The sequence below is a fragment of the Fictibacillus sp. 26RED30 genome, from assembly GCF_015903845.1.
GTDB classification, from domain to species: domain Bacteria; phylum Bacillota; class Bacilli; order Bacillales; family Fictibacillaceae; genus Fictibacillus; species Fictibacillus phosphorivorans.
Window position 1 is genome coordinate 1 of record NZ_JACZDV010000009.1, and the last position, 18,567, is coordinate 18,567.

The window sequence follows — 18,567 nt, forward strand, 5'->3', positions numbered from 1 at the left end:
TGTGTTTTTTAAAAAGATAGAAAAGAAAAAAGGTGGCTTGGCGGTTGCCAAACTTCTGATTATGGAGGCTGGGGATGGAAGGCTCGAGCTCGGGGGTATAGCGCTTGGTTCTGGCTGAGAGCGGTTGTTGAGATTTAGCGAACCGCCTTTATTTTTGCTTTTAGACTTAATTGTGGTCTGTTCCGACTTAATTCGCTCTCATTTTGACTTAATTTTTCTTATTTAGACTTAATTAGGACCAGGAGATACCCATAGTGGTATCCGCGGGAGGCACTCTTTAACGCTTCAATCCCCCACAAAACTCTAAAAATACGAAGAAGATGGCCAGAGCCATCTTCCACCTCCCGATATTCTTAAAACAAAAACTCCAAAATCCATCCCAAAAGCCCCTCAAGCAGCTCCGACAACCAACACCCAAGCCAAAAACTCACTAAAACACCTCAGATGCCACACACAAATTCCCTAATCAGCTCTCCCCATCAACTCCACCGCACATAATTTCACGGTAATCGTGATTTTATTCACGGTAATTCTCCATATATTCACGGATAAGCTTCATAATTTCACGGATAAAATTTTTATCGAATTTTCGACAACTACAGCCACTAGCTAATTTTAAAACTACGCCAACAACTAACTAACACACATCACAAGCACAAACCAACATTTCTCTACACAATATCCCACCAATTTTATGCTAAACTAAAAGATAAAAAACAATGGGGAGGCCATATATCATGAAGAATGTTCATTTTGATACATCCAGCGTACATGCAAGTGGTCATAATAGTGTGAAGTCGGTAAGTAAGATCAATCCGATCTATCAGACATCAGCTTTTTCTTTTAACGATCTAGACGACCTAGAGGATTATTTTAGAGGAAAGAACGATTACTTATATACACGTATGAACAACCCCAACCAGAACGATTTTGCGAGTGGTGTCGCAAACCTCGAACAAGCTCCTGCCGGTGTTGTGACATCATCCGGTATGTCAGCCATTTTAGTTGGTATCTTAGCGGTCGCACAAGTTGGTGATCATATACTAGCATGTGATGATTTGTATGGCGGCACCTATCAGCTTCTTTCTGATGACCTCAAAGACTTTGGAATCGAAACCACGTTCGTTTCATTCAAGGACCTAGATGAGGTTAAACGAAACATCCGTAACAACACAAAACTCATATATTCAGAATCCATAACAAATCCTTTATTGCGTGTAGAGAATCTAGAGGGACTTGTTGCTCTTGCAGAAGAACATAATCTTACTACGATGATCGATAATACATTCGCCACACCATATGTGCTTCAACCGTATACGAAAGGTGTCGATCTTGTTGTTCATAGTGCGACGAAATATTTAAATGGACATAGCGACGTGACAGCAGGTGTAGTAGTAGGAAAAGAGGAGTTAATCGCAAAAGCTCGAGCGAAAATGATTCATCTGGGCTGTAATCTAGGACCGTTTGATGCGTGGTTAGCTTCTCGCGGCTTAAAAACATTAAGCGTGCGTATGGAGCGTCACATATCTAACGCCACTGAATTAGCGAACCAGCTTAAACAGACAGAGGGAATTAAAACCGTCTACTACCCAGAATACGTGAGTGAAAACGGAAATTCATCAATTGTTACGATCGAACTCGACGAGAAAAGCAGCGTGCATACGTTCTTTAAGTCATTGGATTGGGTTCATATCGTTCCAACGCTTGCTGGTGTAGAAACTACGGTCTCGTATCCACTCGGAACTTCTCACCGTTCACTACCAGCTGAAACATGTGAAAAATTGGGGATCAATAAGAATGTAATCCGAATATCTGTGGGTATTGAAAATATTGAGGATATCGTAACTGTCTTTAAAGAAGCTGCCAAAAAAGCCCTATTACAATAGGGCTTTTGGGCTTTTTACTGTAATAAAAACGAATTGTTTCTTTTTGTCGAAATGTGATATGATACCTGAGTGAAAGCGCTTCATCATATACATCAAGGGAGGCATAAAAATGAAGCCAAAACAAGAATTACATCGTGGGCTCGAAGAACGACATATTACACTTATGTCACTCGGGGCCGCTATTGGAGTGGGCTTATTTTTAGGGTCAGCTTCAGCAATTGAAATGGCGGGGCCAGCAATTTTATTAGCATATGCATTAGGCGGATCTGTAATGTTCATCATTATGCGAGCGTTAGGTGAGATGGCGATCCATCAACCTGTTGCCGGATCTTTTAGCCGTTATGCTAAAAACTATATTGGACCACTAGCCGGTTATTTAACAGGCTGGAACTATTGGTTCTTATGGATCGTAACATGTATGGCTGAGATCACAGCCGTAGGTATTTATATGAAGATGTGGTATCCGGATGTACCTGTTTGGATCTGGGCACTATCTGCACTCGTGATTATGGCGAGCATCAACTTGCTTGCGATCAAAGCGTATGGAGAGTTTGAATTCTGGTTTGCACTTATCAAGATCGTTGCCATCGTATTGATGATTATTACTGGTTTAGGCATGATACTATTTGGTTTTGGTAACGGTGGAGTTGCAACAGGAATCAGTAACCTTTGGGAAAATGGCGGTTTCGCACCAAACGGCATACAGGGAATCCTCATGTCTATGCAGATGGTTATGTTTGCATTCTTAGGAATCGAGATGATCGGTGTTACAGCAGGTGAAGTTAAAAATCCTGAAAAATCTTTAGCAAGAGCTGTAAACTCTGTATTCTGGCGTATCCTCATTTTCTATGTAGGGGCATTATTTGTTATCATGTCCATCTATCCGTGGGATCAGATCGGAACGCAAGGAAGTCCGTTCGTTCTTACTTTTGAAAAAATCGGAATCGGACAAGCTGCTGGTATCATTAACTTTGTCGTACTAACTGCGGCATTATCCAGCTGTAACAGTGGAATATTCAGCACAGGACGCATGCTTTTCAACCTGGCTGAACAAAAACAAGCACCAGCTAAACTTCATAAAGTAAGTAAAACGGGCGTACCATCTGTTGCTGTATTAGTTTCAGCCGGAGCACTTCTGATTGGAGTCGTTTTAAACTATCTTGTTCCTGAAAAAGTATTCGTGTGGGTAACAAGTATTTCAACATTCGGAGCGATCTGGACATGGTCGATTATTCTTGTGTCTCAGCTTAAGTTCCGCAGAAGCTTAAGTGAAGAAGAAAAGAAAACATTGAAATTTAAAGTTCCGTTCTTCCCATATGGATCATATATCGCACTAGCTATTCTTATCTTTGTTGTCGGACTCATGGCATACTTCCCAGATACACGTATCGCCTTGATCGTAGGGCCTTGTTGGTTGATCTTATTAACAGCGATCTACTATTTAAAAGGGTTCAACAAACGTCCCGAGAATAACGATAAAGTGGCATAAAATAGAGGGCACAGGAAATAAATAAAATTTCTTGTGCCTAATATTTTTAAAACACTTGCATCATACTAAGATACATGATATATTAATAAATGTCCGAAACAAGTTGTTATCTAAACCAGAGAAAACAACATTTTATAACGTCGCGGGGTGGAGCAGTCTGGTAGCTCGTCGGGCTCATAACCCGAAGGTCGCAGGTTCAAATCCTGTCCCCGCAACCAATTAAATTTCATGAACTACGTCGAGTAAACGTCTAGCCATGAAATATCGGGAGTGCCCATTGGGTGCAACCAATTAAATTTACTACATCAATTACATACTAAGCTGGACCCGTGGTGTAGTGGTTAACATGCCTGCCTGTCACGCAGGAGATCGCCGGTTCGACCCCGGTCGGGTCCGCCACTTTTAAAAACGAAACAAGGTTTCGTGTTTTTTTATGTCTAAAAGTAAGTTAAACTAATATACAACTGTCACCTTAGGAGTTTTATTATAATCCTAAGGCTTTTTTATAAGTTGATTTAAGAGTTGAGGTTGATTTCCCCTCCAGGTGCTTCGCTTTCCGCGGGGCGACCGGTGAGCCCCTTGCCGCTTTGCGCCCTTAAGGGTCTCACCTGACCGCTCGTCCCGCAGGAGTCTCGCACCTTCCGCTCCAATCAACTTAATCAATGAAGTCTTGTAAAGCTATTTAAATAAAACTTAGTAAAGTAAACTCCAGAGAGGAGCACATCCATGATTAAAGATGAATTTGAATGGATCAACAGCATCACGCCTCGTCACTTTTTTCAAAAAGAGGTGGTTCAAGGCATTGGGGATGACGCTGCTCTTTGGTCGGTGAACAAAAAGTTGGATCAAATCGTTTGTGTGGATACCATGGTAGAAGGTGTTCATTTTACGAGGAATACGTTATCACCTTATCAAACGGGCTTTAAAGCACTTGCTGTGAACGTGAGTGATATTGCTGCGATGGGTGGTATTCCGCAGTTCTACCTCGTGTCGATCGCGATTCCTTCAGAATGGACAGAGGAAGAGTTGCAAGAGATCTATCGTGGCATGAGCGAACTCGCAATGAAATACAAAATCGATCTTATGGGCGGAGATACCGTTTCTACAAAAGGGCCGTTAGTATTATCAGTGACGGTTATTGGAAAAGTAGAAAAGGGTAGATCTTTATTAAGAAGTAACGCGAGACCAGGAGACTCTGTATTTGTAACAGGAACAACGGGAGAATCAGCGGCAGGGCTTTCTGTTTTATTAGAAAAAACAAGACAGGCTGCATTTGCGGCAAATGAAGAAATATGGATACAGCAGCATCAGATGCCAATCCCTCATATCGAACAGGGAAGAATTCTCGCAGGAAGCGGTTTTCGAATCTCCTTAAACGATGTTAGTGACGGAGTGGCGAATGAGTTGAATGAGATCGCTGAAGCGAGTAACGTTTCCATTCATATAGAAAGAAACAGCTTACCCGTTAGTGAGTCCTTAAGAGATTTACCAGAGGCGGACGTGCTCAACCACCAGTTGTTTGGTGGGGAAGACTATGTGCTGGTTGGGACGGCGTCAGAAGAAGATTTTAAGGTGCTGTCAGATACATTCAAACAACATGGGCTGCCGCTTTATGAAATCGGAAAAGTTGGAGAAGCTGGTAAGGCTGAGGTCTATCTTCACAAACAGGACGAGAAGCCTGAACTTCTCACGAAAAAAGGATTTAATCATTTTAGGGAAAGGTAAGGGGAAGTCATGAGTACTTATCATTTTGAAACAAAGTCAGCGGAAGAAACGATGTCTTTTGCCGAAAAGCTAGGCTCTATTCTTCAAAAAGGAGATGTACTCACACTGGCTGGAGATCTTGGAGCGGGAAAGACGACTTTTACAAAAGGGCTCGCAAAAGGACTTGGAGTGACCCGTACAGTGAACTCTCCTACTTTTACCATCATTAAAGAATACAGCGGTCGACTGCCGCTATATCATATGGACGTGTACCGGTTAGAAGACTCTGATGAAGATCTAGGGTTTGACGAGTACTTTTCGGGAGAAGGCGTTTGTGTGGTCGAGTGGGCCGTATTTATAGAAGACTATTTACCAGAGGAAAGACTTGAACTCGTTATCTCACATAAAGGCGACGATGAGCGCGAGATTCAATTAAAACCTATCGGAAGCAGATACGAAGAACGCGTTAAGGAGATTATGTAATGAAAGTACTTGCAATAGATACATCCAATCTTGTGATGGGGATCTCGGTATTGGATGAAGGAAAAGTGCTCGGTGAGTATATTACAAACTTAAAAAAGAATCATTCGATACGAGTGATGCCCGCGATTGAAGAAGTATTAAAAGAGACCGGGGTAAAACCTGCAGAACTCGATCGCATCGTGGTGGCGAAAGGGCCAGGATCTTATACAGGTGTTAGAATCGGTGTAACGATCGCAAAGACACTTGCGTGGACGCTAAAAAAAGAACTCGTTGGGATCTCGAGCTTAGAAGTACTTGCTCAGAGCGGAAAATACTTTGATGGCTATACTGTTCCTTTATTTGATGCGCGCCGCACGCAGCTCTTTACGGGCCTCTACGGAAGAAATGATTCAGGAGAGTTTCAAAATCTTTGGGAAGACGGGATCATCTTATTAAAAGATTGGTTGGACAAGCTTCAAGAGCTAGATAAAAAGATATTATTCGTCGGGAACGATTTACCTCTGCACAAAGAGACGATTCAGAACGTGTTGGGCGATCAAGCTGTTTTTGGACAAGTATCTGATCACAATCCGCGTCCAAGCGAACTCGGACGTATCGGTATGACGAGCGAACCGGTTGATATCCATTCGTTTACTCCAAGCTATCTTCAGTTGGCAGAAGCAGAAGTGAACTGGCTGAAGTCACAGGGGAAGTAGGGTGGATTTGATGGGAGAGCCTTATACATTTAGACTGGCAAAAGTAAGCGACATAGATGATATCCTTGGAATCGAGCAAGCATCGTTTGCTGTTCCATGGTCCCGAGAAGCTTTTTACAGAGAGATTGTTGAGAACCAGTTCGCTCATTACCTCGTCATCGAAGACTCCTTTCAGCCGGTCGGTTATTGCGGCATATGGCTTGTTATGGACGAGGCGCATGTTACGAACATTGCGATTCTTCCTTCATATAGAGGGAGAAAGCTAGGGGAGATGCTCATGAGAGAAGCGATCAAGCTCGCGAAGATGCATGGCGCTGTATCGATGACTCTAGAGGCACGCGTAAGTAATCATGTTGCACAGAATTTATATAAAAAACTAGGATTCGAAGCAGGCGGTATCCGGAAAAACTATTATAGCGATAATGGTGAAGATGCTTTAGTGATGTGGGTGGAATTATGATAAAAGATGAATTGATATTAGCGATAGAAACAAGCTGTGATGAAACGGCAGTAGCGATTGTGAAGAACGGTACAGAACTGTTGGCAAACGTTGTCGCGTCACAGATTGAGAGTCATAAACGTTTTGGCGGCGTTGTGCCTGAGGTGGCGTCACGCCATCATGTTGAAGAGATTACAGTCGTGATTGAAGAAGCGTTGAAGCAAGCGGAGTTAGAGCCAGGAGATCTCACGGCTGTTGCGGTAACAGAAGGACCAGGACTCGTAGGTGCTCTTTTGATCGGTGTTAACGCAGCGAAAGCGTTCGCCTTCGCACATGGTCTGCCACTCGTTCCTGTGCATCATATCGCAGGGCATATCTACGCGAACAGACTCGTAAAAGAAATGACGTTTCCTTTGTTATCTCTTATCGTCTCAGGCGGGCATACAGAGCTTGTCCTGATGGAGGAGCACGGCACGTTCAAAGTGATCGGTGAAACAAGAGACGACGCAGCAGGTGAAGCGTACGATAAAGTAGCGCGAACGCTTAACATGCCATACCCAGGCGGTCCTCATATCGATAAGCTCGCACAAGAGGGAGAAGCAAACATCGACCTGCCTCGCGCTTGGCTAGAGCCAGAATCCCTTGATTTCAGCTTCAGTGGCTTAAAGTCAGCTGTGATCAACACGGTTCATAATGCTACACAACGCGGAGAAGTGATCAAGCCTGAAGACCTGGCTGCGAGCTTCCAAGCGAGTGTTGTGGATGTACTTGTGGAAAAAACATACCGTGCTGCAGAACAATATAACGTAAAACAAGTCCTCTTAGCCGGAGGAGTAGCGGCAAACAAAGGACTTCGTCACATGTTGGAGAACCGTTTTAATGAAACGAAGTACGACCTTGTCATTCCTCCACTTCACTTATGCACAGATAATGCTGCCATGATCGGAGCTGCAGGGAGTGTAGCGTACCAAAAAGGAACGCGTGGAGATATGGCGTTAAACGGTGTACCGGGGTTAGATTTAGAAGCTCAATAAGTAAAAAGCTCTTTTCCTTTAATGAGGAGAAGAGCTTTTTTAGTTATCGACAGAAATCGACACAAAAACCTTTCTTTTTTGTGGAAAAGTTATACACAGCTTTGTGGATAATGTGGACAATGGTTTTGAAACATTTGAAACCAAGGGTTTGTGTTATACACAATTCACATCATGTATACACATGTTCGTGTGGATAAAGTGGATAAGTCGTCAAAAAATGCAAAATCCACAGGTCGAACTGTGGATAAGATTTTATAGTAGTAACGTTTTTAAGAGGTTTTTGGGCTTTTGCTTAGTGAAATTGTTTGTAAAATGTGTAGAAGCAATGTCGAAATGTGCGAAGACCAACTTGAAGATGAATAAAAAAAGCTGATATCCCACTATATAAGGATATCAGCTTTCAATTTAAGCATTCTGAAGTTCTTCCCATTCTTCCATCAACGTTTCCATCTCTTCGTTCAAAGCATCAAGCTGAGACTGAAATTCTTGCGTTTTTTCATAATCCTGAAAGACCTCAGGTTTACAAAGCTCAGCTTCGGCCGACGTGATTTTCGTTTCGAGTCCTTCTAGCAGCCCCTCAATCTCCTCGATACGGCGCTGCCTTTTACGATCGAGCTTCTTCGCTTCTTTATCGATCGAGTTCTTTGCACCGTTCCCTTGGTTGGAAGAAGGAGTATTAGCCGCGTTCTCAGCTTTCTGGCGAGCGGCAATTTCTTCACGTGCTTTCATCTCGTTTTTCTTTTCGGTGTAATAGTCGTAGTCACCTAGATACTCGGTCACCCCTGTTGGTGCGAGTTCAACGACCTTTGTAGCGATACGGTTGATGAAATAACGGTCATGCGATACGAAAAGAATCGTACCAGGATAATGGATCAGAGCTTGTTCAAGGATCTCTTTGCTGTCGAGATCCAAATGGTTTGTCGGCTCGTCCAGCAGAAGAAGGTTTCCTTTTTCCATCATAAGTTTCGCTAGAGCAAGTCGAGCCTTCTGACCACCGCTCAGCTCTGTTACAAGCTTCAACACATCGTCACCGCTAAACAGAAACTGGCCAAGGATCGAACGGATCTCTTTTTCCGTTTTTTCCGGATAGTCATCCCATAGCTCGTTCAACAAGGTCTTGCGTGAATGCAGGTCTGCTTGTTCCTGATCATAGTGAGAGATCATGAGTCCACTGCCGTAACGTATATCGCCCGATATGAGCGGCAGCTGCTTACGTATCACTTTTAATAAAGTCGATTTGCCGATTCCGTTCGGTCCAACGATCGCGACGCTGTCCTGGCGGTTAACCGCTACCGATACATTCTTAAATAACGGTTCGCCATCTTCATATCCTGTGCTCACGTTCTCAAGTTTCAGCACATCGTTCCCACTTTGTCTTTCAATCTCAAAAGAAAAACTAGCAGACTTTTCTGCACCAGCGGGCCGCTCTTTCAATTCCATCTTCTCTAACTGTTTGCGACGACTCTGTGCACGTTTCGTGGTCGAAGCACGCACGATGTTGCGTTGAATAAAATCTTCCAACTTTGCAACCTGTTCTTGCTGCTTCTCAAACTCTTTCATCTCTTGAGCAAAGCGCTCCGCCTTTTGTTCTAGATAGCTTGAATAGTTCCCTGTGAAACGGTAAGATCGCTTTCTCGAAACCTCATAAACGGTCGTTACGATTTTATCGAGGAAATACCGGTCATGGGAGACGATTAAGATACCGCCGGGATAACTCTGCAAATATTGCTCGAGCCACGTTAGTGTTTTGATGTCTAAGTGGTTCGTCGGCTCATCGAGAATGAGTAGATCTGGTTTTGTTAAAAGAAGCTTCGCGAGTGCGAGTCTCGTTTTTTGTCCACCACTTAATGTGTTGATCTTCGTATCGCGATCAAAATCGGCAAACTGAAAGCCGTGAAGCACCGTACGTATCTCCGCTTCATACTGATAGCCACCTTCGTCTTTAAACGTAACCTGAAGCGCATCATAGTCTTTCAGGAGACGTTCATACTCCGCTTCATTCGCAATCACTTCTGGATCGCCCATGCGCGCTTCCATCTCACGCAGTCTTTTCTCTTTTTTACGAAGGTCTTCAAACACAGAGAGCATCTCGTTCCAGATCGACTCATCCGAATCCAGCCCCGCATCCTGTGCAAGATAACCAGTCTTCACGTCTTTCGGAATCATGACATGACCAGAATCATAGGAATACTCACCAGTAATCACCCGAAGCAGCGTAGATTTTCCCGCACCGTTCCGCCCAACAAGAGCGATCCGCTCGCCCTTTTGAACCTCTAGTTTTATATTCGATAAAATAACGTCCGCGCCAAAAGACTTCGTAACGTCCTGAACTTGTAAAATAATCATTATAATTTCACCTCTATGAAAAACGGGTGGTTTTATTTATTTAATTGACTTGTTTCAAAAGTGTGTTGCTTTTGAACAATGCTGAAAAAATGCTTCATTGATAAGTTGGTTGGAGCGTAAGACACGAGACTCCTGTGGGACAAGCGGTCAGGTGAGACCCTTAATGGCGCAAAGCGGCAAGGGGCTCACCGCCTGCCCCACGGAAAGCGAAGTGCCTGGAGCGGAGAACAACTACTTCCATAAGCATGCTTTTATACAATCAGCCCTTAAATAAACATTTAAACCCTGTCTAACTAGTAGTTTAGCGTAGTTTGGAGATTCGCGCCAACAAAGGGAATGTTCAACATTTTGCAATAATTACAAGTAAAATCTTAACGACAATAAAAGCGGTTTCGTGTATATTCATCATGAGGAGGGGTTTTATGACAGAGTTTACCCATTTTAACGAAGAAGGCCGTGCGCGCATGGTTGATATTTCGGAAAAAGAAACATCTCACCGAACAGCCGTAGCGGTAAGCGGGGTAACGGTTTCTGAAGAAGTCTTCCTTAAGATCAAAGAAAACGGATTTAAAAAAGGGGACGTTCTAGCCGTCGCGCAGATCGCTGGAATCATGGCTGCCAAAAAGACCTCTGACTGGATTCCGATGTGTCACCCGTTATCACTAACTGGCGTTGATCTGTCTTTTTCATGGGATGAATTGGCGGACAATATGTATAAATTAAACATTCAAGTCGAAGTGAAAACGAAAGGCAGCACCGGCGTTGAGATGGAGGCGTTAACAGCGGCTTCTGCAGCAGCGTTAACCGTCTATGATATGTGTAAAGCAGCGGATAAGGGAATGGTGATCGGGCCTACATACCTTTTATCGAAAACAGGAGGCAAGAATGGGGACTTTCTACGTTCTTCAAGCCCTGACAAAATATGATACAATAGGATTAGATAAGCTTTCTACACTTGGAGGGCTCCAAATATGAACCAAGATCAGTTAAAAATACCACACGCAACAGCAAAACGGCTGCCCTTGTATTATCGTTTTTTGAAAAACTTATCATCTTCCGGTAAACAAAGGGTGTCTTCTGCTGAATTAAGCGAAGCTGTTAAAGTAGATTCTGCGACGATCCGCAGAGATTTTTCTTATTTCGGCGCATTAGGCAAAAAGGGTTATGGCTACAATGTTAATTATCTGCTGTCGTTCTTCGCGAAAACGTTGAACCAGGATGAAACGACTACCGTAGCATTAATCGGAGTAGGTAACTTAGGTACTGCCTTTTTACATTACAATTTCACCAAAAATAACAATACCAAAATAGAAGTCGCATTCGATGTAGACAAAGCTAAAATCGGCAGCGAAATTGCTGGAGTTCCGATCTATCACACAGAAGACATCGAGCAAGAGCTGAAGAACCGAGGTATTGATGTTGCGATCTTGACTGTTCCAGTCGGAGCGGCTCAACCGATCGCAGATCAGTTAGAGCGCGCAGGTGTAACTGGCATCTTAAACTTCACACCCGCACGATTGACCGTCTCACCAGAGATTCGTGTTCATCACATCGATTTAGCTGTTGAATTGCAATCGCTTGTTTATTTTATGAAAAACTATTCTTAAACCAAGGAGGTAATCGTTATGTTAGGACCAGGAAGTATCGCGGTAATCGGACTTGCAGCTCTTGTTATGTTTGGACCGAAAAAGCTGCCTGAGCTAGGAAAAGCAGCAGGTAAAACGCTTCGCGAGTTCAAGAATGCTACAAAAGGCATGATGGACGAAGAAGATGACAGCAAAAAGGAACGCGAACAACTGAAGAAGTAAGGATGTTTGTCTATGACCTCTGAAAAAAATATGTCGCTATACGGTCACATTGGCGAATTACGAAAGCGCATCATGTGGGCGATCCTAGCTTTCTTCGTATTCTTGATCGCTGGATTTTTCTTAGCCAAGCCCGTGATCGTATATCTGCAAAGTGATCCAATCGCAAAGAACATTCAGATGAACGCTTTTCATCTAACCGATCCACTGAACGTGTATATGACGTTTGCCTTTTTTATCGGGCTCGTCCTATCCGCACCAGTGGTGTTGTACCAACTCTGGGCATTCATCAGCCCGGGGCTTTATGAGAACGAACGAAAAGTAACGCTCATGTACATCCCGATCGCATTCATGCTCTTCTTAACGGGACTCGCATTTTCGTACTTTATTCTGTTTCCGTTCGTTGTCAGCTTTATGGGAAATGTCGCTGTGGCACTTAGTGTAGAAGGCGAATACGGAATTCAGGAATACTTCTCATTCCTATTCAACATCACACTGCCGTTCGGACTGTTGTTCCAGTTCCCGGTCTTGATCATGTTCTTGACTCGACTCGGAATCGTAACACCTGATCTCCTCAAGAGCATACGAAAAGTAGCCTACTTTGGGATCTTAGTAGTAGCTGGATTGATAACACCGCCAGAGCTGCTGTCTCACTTAATGGTCACGTTCCCGCTGATCCTATTATACGAAATCAGCATCATCATTTCGAAGGCAGCTTATAAAAAACGAATGAAAGCGGAAGTCGAAGCACTCGTAAAAGAACGAGAAGCACAAGCAGAAGCTATGTATCATGATTAAAAAGAGGATGACTCCACGTGGGGAATCCTCTTTTTTGTGTGGTTGGAGTGAAGCTGTGGTATGGGAGAGTGGGAGTGGACAGTAAAAATGGAGAAGTGGACAGTAAATGTGAAAAAGTGGACAGTATTTCTTCGAAAGTGGATAGTAAAACTCAAAAAGTGGACAGTATTTTCGTTGAAGTCGACAGTAAGCATCGTTTGAGGTGGCTGGCGGGCTATTTAGCTGCCACCAAAAGTAATGAACAGCCTCCGTTTTGGTGCTGGTGATGATAATCTGTCGGATTCGGAGATTAATCTGTCCATTTCAGCAAATAATCTGTCTAATCTCCAACATAATCTGTCCAAACCAGCCAATAATCTATCCAATCCCACCTCCGTCACTGGCCAACCTCAAAAAGCACCACAAAAACACCCTCGCAAACAAAAAAACTGCCTCCATCAGAAGCAGTTCCCTCATATTATTTCTTCTTTTTTCTCTTCAAGTGGCTGTTTAATGCGAAATAGCGGATGGCATTGGCGTAATCGAAGGTTGCTACGACCATCGTGATGATCGTCCAGAAGCTTGTCATGCCGTACTCGCTTGCGTAATGAACGGCTAAGTACGTAAAGACGACTCCGATCCCTAGATATAAAAATGCCATAAACAGTGGTGATGTCTTCATAATAGTCCTCCAATAATCAATTGCGCTGTTTCTAGCTGTTGTTCCATTTCTTTGATTTTATCGGCAAATAATACTTGAACGATCAATACGAGCGTGTTCATGGCAACGTGTGCCGCGATCGGTACGATAAGACGTTGCGTTCGCACATACAGAAAAGCGAACGTGAAGCCCATTGCCGTGTAGATTAGTAAGTGTGTGAAGTCCGCATGAACAGCAGCAAAGATTAACGAACTGATCAAAGCAGAGATAAAGAAATTAAAGCGTTTATGAAGAGATCCGAAAATAATCTTTCGGAAGATGATCTCTTCTAGTATTGGCCCAACGATGGCCGTTACAATCATAAAATATTTAACGTTTTTCACGATTTCAACGAGTTGCTTCGTGTTTTCCGATCCAGGTTGGATACCGAACAGGTTCATCTCGATCATGCTCGCGATAATTTGAGCGGCGTACGCCATGAATATACCGATGATCGACCATAGAACGGCAGATCCTTTTGAGACGCGCTTAGTATTTCGGTGGCGTTCTCTCATTTCAGGGATCAGCATGTAAAGGATAATAACAAGAGCCGCAATAAAGCTGAACGTTCCCCACATTCCAAAAAGTTGATTTTTAGGAACACCAAGTTCATTTAACAGTGGAATCCCAATGTAACCTGAGAATTGCATCACGATATATATGAAGATGATCCACCAATATTTTTTCTTCAAATTACCTTCTCCTTTACGTACAGCCCTAAAAATAATTACGTTTTATACCTCTTTATATGCTTACCTATTTTAACATAGAATAGGCAGGGCTCGCGAGGATATCGAATTTGCGGGTAATTGGATTCAAATTTATATTTCTCACTTGCAAAATTTTTTAGTTTTATTTATTATTAGAAATGGAGTTAGCACTCACTAACAAAGAGTGCTAATAAGAAATCTTTTAACTATTTAAGGAGGGTGTTTCACTTGTTAAAGCCACTAGGTGACCGTATTATTATTGAGCTTGTAGAAGGTGAAGAAAAAACTGCAAGCGGCATTGTATTGCCAGATTCAGCAAAAGAAAAGCCTCAAGAAGGAAAAGTTGTTGCTGTAGGTACGGGCCGTGTAACGGATAACGGCGAGCGTATCTCTTTAGAAGTTTCTGAAGGCAACACGATTATTTTCTCAAAATACGCTGGTACAGAAGTTAAGTACCAAGGTAAAGAATTCTTGATTCTTCGTGAATCTGACGTATTAGCGATCGTAGGCTAAACGTTAGGTAACTTGGAAGCTTCAAAGTTTTGAAGCTACATAAATCAAACATAAAGCATATGTAAGTCACTAACTTTTAAAATTAATGGGAGGGTTTTTACATGGCTAAAGATATTAAATTTAGTGAAGACGCACGCCGCTCAATGCTTCGTGGTGTTGATGCACTAGCAAACGCTGTAAAAGTAACACTTGGACCAAAAGGACGTAACGTTGTGCTTGAGAAGAAATTCGGTTCTCCTCTAATCACAAACGACGGTGTTACAATCGCAAAAGAAATCGAGCTTGAAGATGCATTCGAAAACATGGGTGCTAAGCTTGTAGCTGAAGTTGCGAGCAAAACGAACGACGTAGCAGGAGACGGAACAACAACTGCAACAGTTCTTGCTCAAGCGATGATCCGTGAAGGATTAAAGAACGTAACAAGCGGAGCAAACCCAATGGTACTTCGTAAAGGGATCGAAAAAGCAACGGCTGCTGCTGTTCAAGAACTAAAAGCGATCTCTAAACCAATCGAAGGCAAAGAGTCTATCGCACAAGTTGCGGCGATCTCTGCAGCTGACGAAGAAGTAGGACAATTGATTGCTGAAGCGATGGAGCGCGTTGGAAACGACGGCGTTATCACGATTGAAGAATCAAAAGGATTCACAACAGAGCTTGAAGTGGTTGAAGGAATGCAGTTCGACCGCGGATATGCATCTCCATACATGGTAACAAACTCTGACAAGATGGAAGCAGAGCTTGAGAACCCGTACATCCTTATCACAGATAAGAAGATTACGAACATCCAAGAAATCCTTCCAGTACTTGAGCAAGTGGTTCAACAAGGAAAATCTCTATTGTTGATCGCTGAAGACGTTGAAGGTGAAGCACTTGCTACATTAGTAGTTAACAAGCTTCGCGGAACATTCAATGCAGTAGCTGTGAAAGCTCCTGGATTTGGTGACCGCCGTAAAGCAATGCTAGAAGACATCGCAGTTTTAACTGGCGGTGAAGTAATCACTGAAGAGCTAGGTCTTGACCTTAAGACTGCGAACATCACGCAGCTTGGTACAGCTTCTAAAGTTGTGGTTACAAAAGAAAACACAACAATCGTTGAAGGTGCTGGAGATTCTTCTAAGATCGCAGCTCGTGTTAACCAAATCAAAGCACAACTCGAAGAAACAACTTCTGAGTTTGATAAAGAAAAATTACAAGAGCGCTTAGCGAAATTAGCTGGTGGAGTAGCGGTAATCAAAGTTGGTGCAGCTACAGAAACTGAGCTTAAAGAGCGCAAACTTCGTATCGAAGACGCACTAAACTCTACGCGTGCAGCGGTTGAAGAGGGTATCGTATCCGGTGGTGGTACAGCTCTAGTTAACGTGCTAAAAGCGATCGCTCAAGTAGAAGCGACTGGCGACGAGTTAACAGGTGTGAAACTAGTACTTCGTGCACTAGAAGAACCAGTTCGTCAAATCGCACACAACGCAGGTCTTGAAGGATCTGTAGTGGTTGAGCGTCTGAAGAACGAAGAAATCGGAATCGGCTTCAACGCAGCAACAGGCGAGTGGGTAAACATGTTCGAATCTGGAATCGTTGACCCAACAAAAGTTACACGTTCAGCTCTACAAAACGCAGCATCCGTATCTGCAATGTTCTTAACAACAGAAGCGGTAATCGCGGATAAGCCAGAAGAAAACGCTGGCGGCGGAATGCCTGACATGTCCGGAATGGGCATGGGTGGAATGGGCGGCATGATGTAAGTAAGCTTTAACGCCTGTAATAGCTACGGCAAAAAAATTAATTAAAATTTATACTTGTTTTTAAATTTGAGCTAAGTATAGCCAAGGGTTTTCAACAGTTTAATAAACTGTTGGAAACCCTTTTTTCATTCAGTGATAGAATCTTTTATAATTTGGCTATCTTTCGTTTCTTTATTACCTCTTATAAAGCCAGTTAGAAGAGTTTCAGTTGACTATAACGGTATTACATGAGCAGTGTTTCTTTTTTAGACACGTAATCAAGTTTATAACATAATAAATTGCATTTTTTAATAAATAATCTATTACATAGTTCTTAAAATGCTATAATAAAATTTATTGGAAATTTTATGCTTAATTAGTTTATTTAGGAAAGAGGGTTAGCAGTGGAAATTCTGTATCTATGGATAAGAGGTTACAAGAATATAAGTAATCAGGGGTTTAATTTTGGGGGAGAATTGTTATTTCATTATGAAGGAGGTTACCTTGAAGTAGAACAAAACGTGATGCATATTCCAGGTTTTTTTGATATCTTTCCAGAACAAAGTGTTTCCTATTCAAATATATTGAATGTATCTGGTATCGCTGGTGAAAATGGTACAGGAAAAACAAATTTCCTTGATTTTTTAAAGTATTTATCGGGTCATAATATAGAAGATTATATTTTATGCTATAAAAGCAATAATGGGGACTATTATATATCAGGGGCAAAATGTGAGTTGAAAAAGTCACCTGTAGAGATTATACGAACTAGTCTAAGCGAGTTTTTTGCCTCTTGTAGATTTATTTATTTATCTAATATACTCGATATAACTAGGAGAGAAGAACCCAACTCCAAACTATTCAATATATCTACTAACTTTTTAATTACAAAAGAAGGATTCGAACAGTTTCGTGCAATTGAATTCTTAAGACAAATTACTTTTGCAATTGATAAAAATTTTTCTTCTTTAATAGATTTTGAACTTCCAGAAAAAGTTATTTGTAATTTGACTTTGGAGACAACAAATGACTTTTTGAAGGAACTAGATAGTTGGTATATGGATTCGATAGATCAAAAACAAATTAATAATCGTAATCAATTCCTTAATATTAGTATTAAAAATATAAAAAAGTTACACGGAGTATTCAGGGAACTATTAAAAAAACAAAAAAGTTCTCATTTTTATATTCAATTCATATCGCACATTATCAAAGTATTATGGTTAGACATACTTAAGCTTCCGAGAAGAATAGCAGAATATTTGATAAATAATAACACAAATTTTGATGAATTAATCAACTATATTACTAACTGTTTAAAGAATAAGATTGATGCACAAGTTAAGGATTTGGCAAATTTAACTTTAATCGCAATTAATCAATTTAGTGTTTCCCTAGAAGATAATCTTTTTAAAGTTGCGGGTTATAAAAATGAATTAAAAAATATAAAAATAATAAGAAAATGGCAAAAATCTTCACATTATATCTTTATGACAGTTGAAAATTTCACAGAAATTTATCAGGATGTCAGCACTTTTGATTGTTATTCTCATATCAAAATTTCAACAAATCATATATTGTTAAGAGATTTTATTAACAACTATTTACGCTCATTTAGAAGAAAAGGTTATCTCTATTTTGAATGGGTGGAACTAAGTGCCGGGCAAGTTGCAAGACTAAATATTTATTCAAGGTTACATTATGCTATGAGCAAATTGCCCAAACATTTAACTAACGTTGTAATTATTATTGATGAAGGTGAGCTTTATTTTCATCCTGAGTGGCAGCGTAAGTGGCTTTGGTATTTACTTAGAGCTATTTCATCAGTATACATTTATAAAAAAATACAATTAATCGTTTCTACACACTCTCCATTTGTATTATCAGACTTGCCGAATAGAAATGTGATATTTTTGAAAAAGGGAGAAAACGGATTACAAGTTACCGAAGGATTAGAAGATAATCAACTTACATTTGCTTCTAACATTAATACGCTTCTTAATAATTCGTTTTTCATGGAAAATGGATTAGTCGGAGAAGTAGCCAAAATTAAAATTAATAATATTATTAGTCTACTTAATAATAAAGATCCAGAAGAAATTAGAGTGAATGAATCTCAAATATCTAAACAGTTACGTTACATCGGAGAACCAATTATTAGAAATAAGTTATTTAATATGTTAAACAATGTACTTACTGTTGATTATTTACAAGTCCACAGAAGACTGGATCAAATTGAGAAACGACTAAATAATAGAGGATTATAAA

17 protein-coding genes, 2 tRNA genes and 1 pseudogene are annotated in these 18,567 nt (G+C 41.4%); 17 read left to right on the forward strand and 3 right to left on the reverse strand.

Features of this window, described 5'->3' with window-relative positions; genetic code table 11:
* Window positions 1-737 precede the first annotated feature (737 nt).
* The 9 genes and pseudogenes from IHV11_RS20500 to tsaD all read left to right on the forward strand — a co-directional run bounded on the left by IHV11_RS20500 (window position 738) and on the right by tsaD (window position 7,730).
* The gene (locus IHV11_RS20500) at window positions 738-1,886 is read left to right on the forward strand and encodes a trans-sulfuration enzyme family protein (protein WP_197196057.1); all 1,149 of its coding nucleotides are present in this window, start codon (window positions 738-740) and stop codon (window positions 1,884-1,886) included.
* 109 nt (window positions 1,887-1,995) lie between these two features.
* Window positions 1,996-3,375: an amino acid permease gene (locus IHV11_RS20505; RefSeq protein ID WP_197192214.1), complete on the forward strand. Its 1,380-nt coding sequence runs from the start codon at window positions 1,996-1,998 to the stop codon at window positions 3,373-3,375.
* 141 nt (window positions 3,376-3,516) lie between these two features.
* Window positions 3,517-3,593, forward strand: a tRNA-Met gene (locus IHV11_RS20510).
* Window positions 3,594-3,698: 105 nt separating this feature from the next.
* Window positions 3,699-3,774 (forward strand) — tRNA-Asp (locus tag IHV11_RS20515).
* Between the two features lie 327 nt (window positions 3,775-4,101).
* Entirely contained in the window at window positions 4,102-5,100 is a 999-nt protein-coding gene (gene thiL, locus IHV11_RS20520; RefSeq protein ID WP_197196058.1) for a thiamine-phosphate kinase, read from the forward strand.
* 9 nt (window positions 5,101-5,109) lie between these two features.
* A pseudogene (gene tsaE, locus IHV11_RS20525) lies at window positions 5,110-5,620 on the forward strand (tRNA (adenosine(37)-N6)-threonylcarbamoyltransferase complex ATPase subunit type 1 TsaE).
* Window positions 5,562-6,257: a tRNA (adenosine(37)-N6)-threonylcarbamoyltransferase complex dimerization subunit type 1 TsaB gene (gene tsaB, locus IHV11_RS20530; protein ID WP_197196060.1), complete on the forward strand. Its 696-nt coding sequence runs from the start codon at window positions 5,562-5,564 to the stop codon at window positions 6,255-6,257. The pseudogene tsaE and the gene tsaB overlap by 59 nt, the downstream one beginning before the upstream one ends.
* A 10-nt stretch (window positions 6,258-6,267) precedes the next feature.
* Window positions 6,268-6,717: a ribosomal protein S18-alanine N-acetyltransferase gene (rimI, locus tag IHV11_RS20535; protein WP_066399684.1), complete on the forward strand. Its 450-nt coding sequence runs from the start codon at window positions 6,268-6,270 to the stop codon at window positions 6,715-6,717.
* On the forward strand, window positions 6,714-7,730 hold the full coding sequence (gene tsaD, locus IHV11_RS20540; RefSeq protein WP_197196061.1) for a tRNA (adenosine(37)-N6)-threonylcarbamoyltransferase complex transferase subunit TsaD: 1,017 nt from the start codon (window positions 6,714-6,716) through the stop codon (window positions 7,728-7,730). Before rimI ends, tsaD begins: the two co-directional genes overlap by 4 nt.
* Before the next feature lie 405 nt (window positions 7,731-8,135).
* Here tsaD and IHV11_RS20545 read toward each other — a convergent pair whose 3' ends face one another.
* Window positions 8,136-10,076: an ABC-F family ATP-binding cassette domain-containing protein gene (locus IHV11_RS20545; protein WP_197196062.1), complete on the reverse strand. Its 1,941-nt coding sequence runs from the start codon at window positions 10,074-10,076 to the stop codon at window positions 8,136-8,138.
* Window positions 10,077-10,498: 422 nt separating this feature from the next.
* Here IHV11_RS20545 and moaC point away from each other — a divergent pair, with 422 nt between their 5' ends.
* From moaC to IHV11_RS20570, 5 genes are all read left to right on the forward strand, one after another.
* Window positions 10,499-11,002 carry a cyclic pyranopterin monophosphate synthase MoaC gene (gene moaC, locus IHV11_RS20550; RefSeq protein WP_197196063.1) on the forward strand — a complete coding sequence of 168 codons (504 nt, stop codon included), beginning with the start codon at window positions 10,499-10,501 and terminating at the stop codon, window positions 11,000-11,002.
* A gap of 45 nt (window positions 11,003-11,047) precedes the next feature.
* Window positions 11,048-11,683 (forward strand): redox-sensing transcriptional repressor Rex, encoded by a 636-nt coding sequence (locus IHV11_RS20555; RefSeq protein ID WP_144704923.1) that lies wholly within the window; start codon window positions 11,048-11,050, stop codon window positions 11,681-11,683.
* Between the two features lie 18 nt (window positions 11,684-11,701).
* Window positions 11,702-11,884, forward strand: a complete 183-nt coding sequence (locus IHV11_RS20560; protein WP_191755387.1) for a twin-arginine translocase TatA/TatE family subunit — start codon at window positions 11,702-11,704, stop codon at window positions 11,882-11,884.
* 12 nt (window positions 11,885-11,896) lie between these two features.
* The gene (gene tatC, locus IHV11_RS20565) at window positions 11,897-12,679 is read left to right on the forward strand and encodes a twin-arginine translocase subunit TatC (protein WP_197134602.1); all 783 of its coding nucleotides are present in this window, start codon (window positions 11,897-11,899) and stop codon (window positions 12,677-12,679) included.
* 74 nt (window positions 12,680-12,753) lie between these two features.
* A complete protein-coding gene (locus IHV11_RS20570; RefSeq protein ID WP_197196064.1) occupies window positions 12,754-12,945 on the forward strand; it encodes a hypothetical protein in 192 nt (63 codons plus the stop codon).
* Window positions 12,946-13,136: 191 nt separating this feature from the next.
* Here the strand turns inward: IHV11_RS20570 and IHV11_RS20575 are convergent, their stop codons facing one another.
* Together IHV11_RS20575 and IHV11_RS20580 are read right to left on the reverse strand one after the other, a co-directional pair.
* A complete protein-coding gene (locus tag IHV11_RS20575; protein ID WP_153236451.1) occupies window positions 13,137-13,340 on the reverse strand; it encodes a YdiK family protein in 204 nt (67 codons plus the stop codon).
* Complete coding sequence (locus IHV11_RS20580; protein WP_197196065.1) at window positions 13,337-14,050, reverse strand: CPBP family intramembrane glutamic endopeptidase; 714 nt, start codon at window positions 14,048-14,050, stop codon at window positions 13,337-13,339. The genes IHV11_RS20575 and IHV11_RS20580 overlap by 4 nt, the downstream gene beginning before the upstream one ends.
* A gap of 246 nt (window positions 14,051-14,296) precedes the next feature.
* Here IHV11_RS20580 and groES point away from each other — a divergent pair, with 246 nt between their 5' ends.
* From groES to IHV11_RS20595, 3 genes are all read left to right on the forward strand, one after another.
* A complete protein-coding gene (gene groES / locus IHV11_RS20585; RefSeq protein WP_137792218.1) occupies window positions 14,297-14,581 on the forward strand; it encodes a co-chaperone GroES in 285 nt (94 codons plus the stop codon).
* A 101-nt stretch (window positions 14,582-14,682) separates the two neighbouring features.
* Window positions 14,683-16,320, forward strand: coding sequence for a chaperonin GroEL (gene groL, locus IHV11_RS20590; protein ID WP_137792217.1), 1,638 nt, complete (start codon window positions 14,683-14,685; stop codon window positions 16,318-16,320).
* 383 nt (window positions 16,321-16,703) lie between these two features.
* On the forward strand, window positions 16,704-18,566 hold the full coding sequence (locus IHV11_RS20595; RefSeq protein WP_197196066.1) for an AAA family ATPase: 1,863 nt from the start codon (window positions 16,704-16,706) through the stop codon (window positions 18,564-18,566).
* Window position 18,567: the final 1 nt, after the last annotated feature.

Excerpts from the sequence above, each read along its gene's own strand:
- IHV11_RS20500 (WP_197196057.1), top strand. The coding sequence starts at position 738 with ATGAAGAATGTTCATTTTGATACATCCAGCGTACATGCAAGTGGTCAT.
- IHV11_RS20505 (WP_197192214.1), top strand. The coding sequence starts at position 1,996 with ATGAAGCCAAAACAAGAATTACATCGTGGGCTCGAAGAACGACATATT.
- thiL (WP_197196058.1), top strand. The coding sequence starts at position 4,102 with ATGATTAAAGATGAATTTGAATGGATCAACAGCATCACGCCTCGTCAC.
- tsaB (WP_197196060.1), top strand. The coding sequence starts at position 5,562 with ATGAAAGTACTTGCAATAGATACATCCAATCTTGTGATGGGGATCTCG.
- rimI (WP_066399684.1), top strand. The coding sequence starts at position 6,268 with ATGGGAGAGCCTTATACATTTAGACTGGCAAAAGTAAGCGACATAGAT.
- tsaD (WP_197196061.1), top strand. The coding sequence starts at position 6,714 with ATGATAAAAGATGAATTGATATTAGCGATAGAAACAAGCTGTGATGAA.
- IHV11_RS20545 (WP_197196062.1), bottom strand. The coding sequence starts at position 10,076 with ATGATTATTTTACAAGTTCAGGACGTTACGAAGTCTTTTGGCGCGGAC.
- moaC (WP_197196063.1), top strand. The coding sequence starts at position 10,499 with ATGACAGAGTTTACCCATTTTAACGAAGAAGGCCGTGCGCGCATGGTT.
- IHV11_RS20555 (WP_144704923.1), top strand. The coding sequence starts at position 11,048 with ATGAACCAAGATCAGTTAAAAATACCACACGCAACAGCAAAACGGCTG.
- IHV11_RS20560 (WP_191755387.1), top strand. The coding sequence starts at position 11,702 with ATGTTAGGACCAGGAAGTATCGCGGTAATCGGACTTGCAGCTCTTGTT.
- tatC (WP_197134602.1), top strand. The coding sequence starts at position 11,897 with ATGACCTCTGAAAAAAATATGTCGCTATACGGTCACATTGGCGAATTA.
- IHV11_RS20575 (WP_153236451.1), bottom strand. The coding sequence starts at position 13,340 with ATGAAGACATCACCACTGTTTATGGCATTTTTATATCTAGGGATCGGA.
- groL (WP_137792217.1), top strand. The coding sequence starts at position 14,683 with ATGGCTAAAGATATTAAATTTAGTGAAGACGCACGCCGCTCAATGCTT.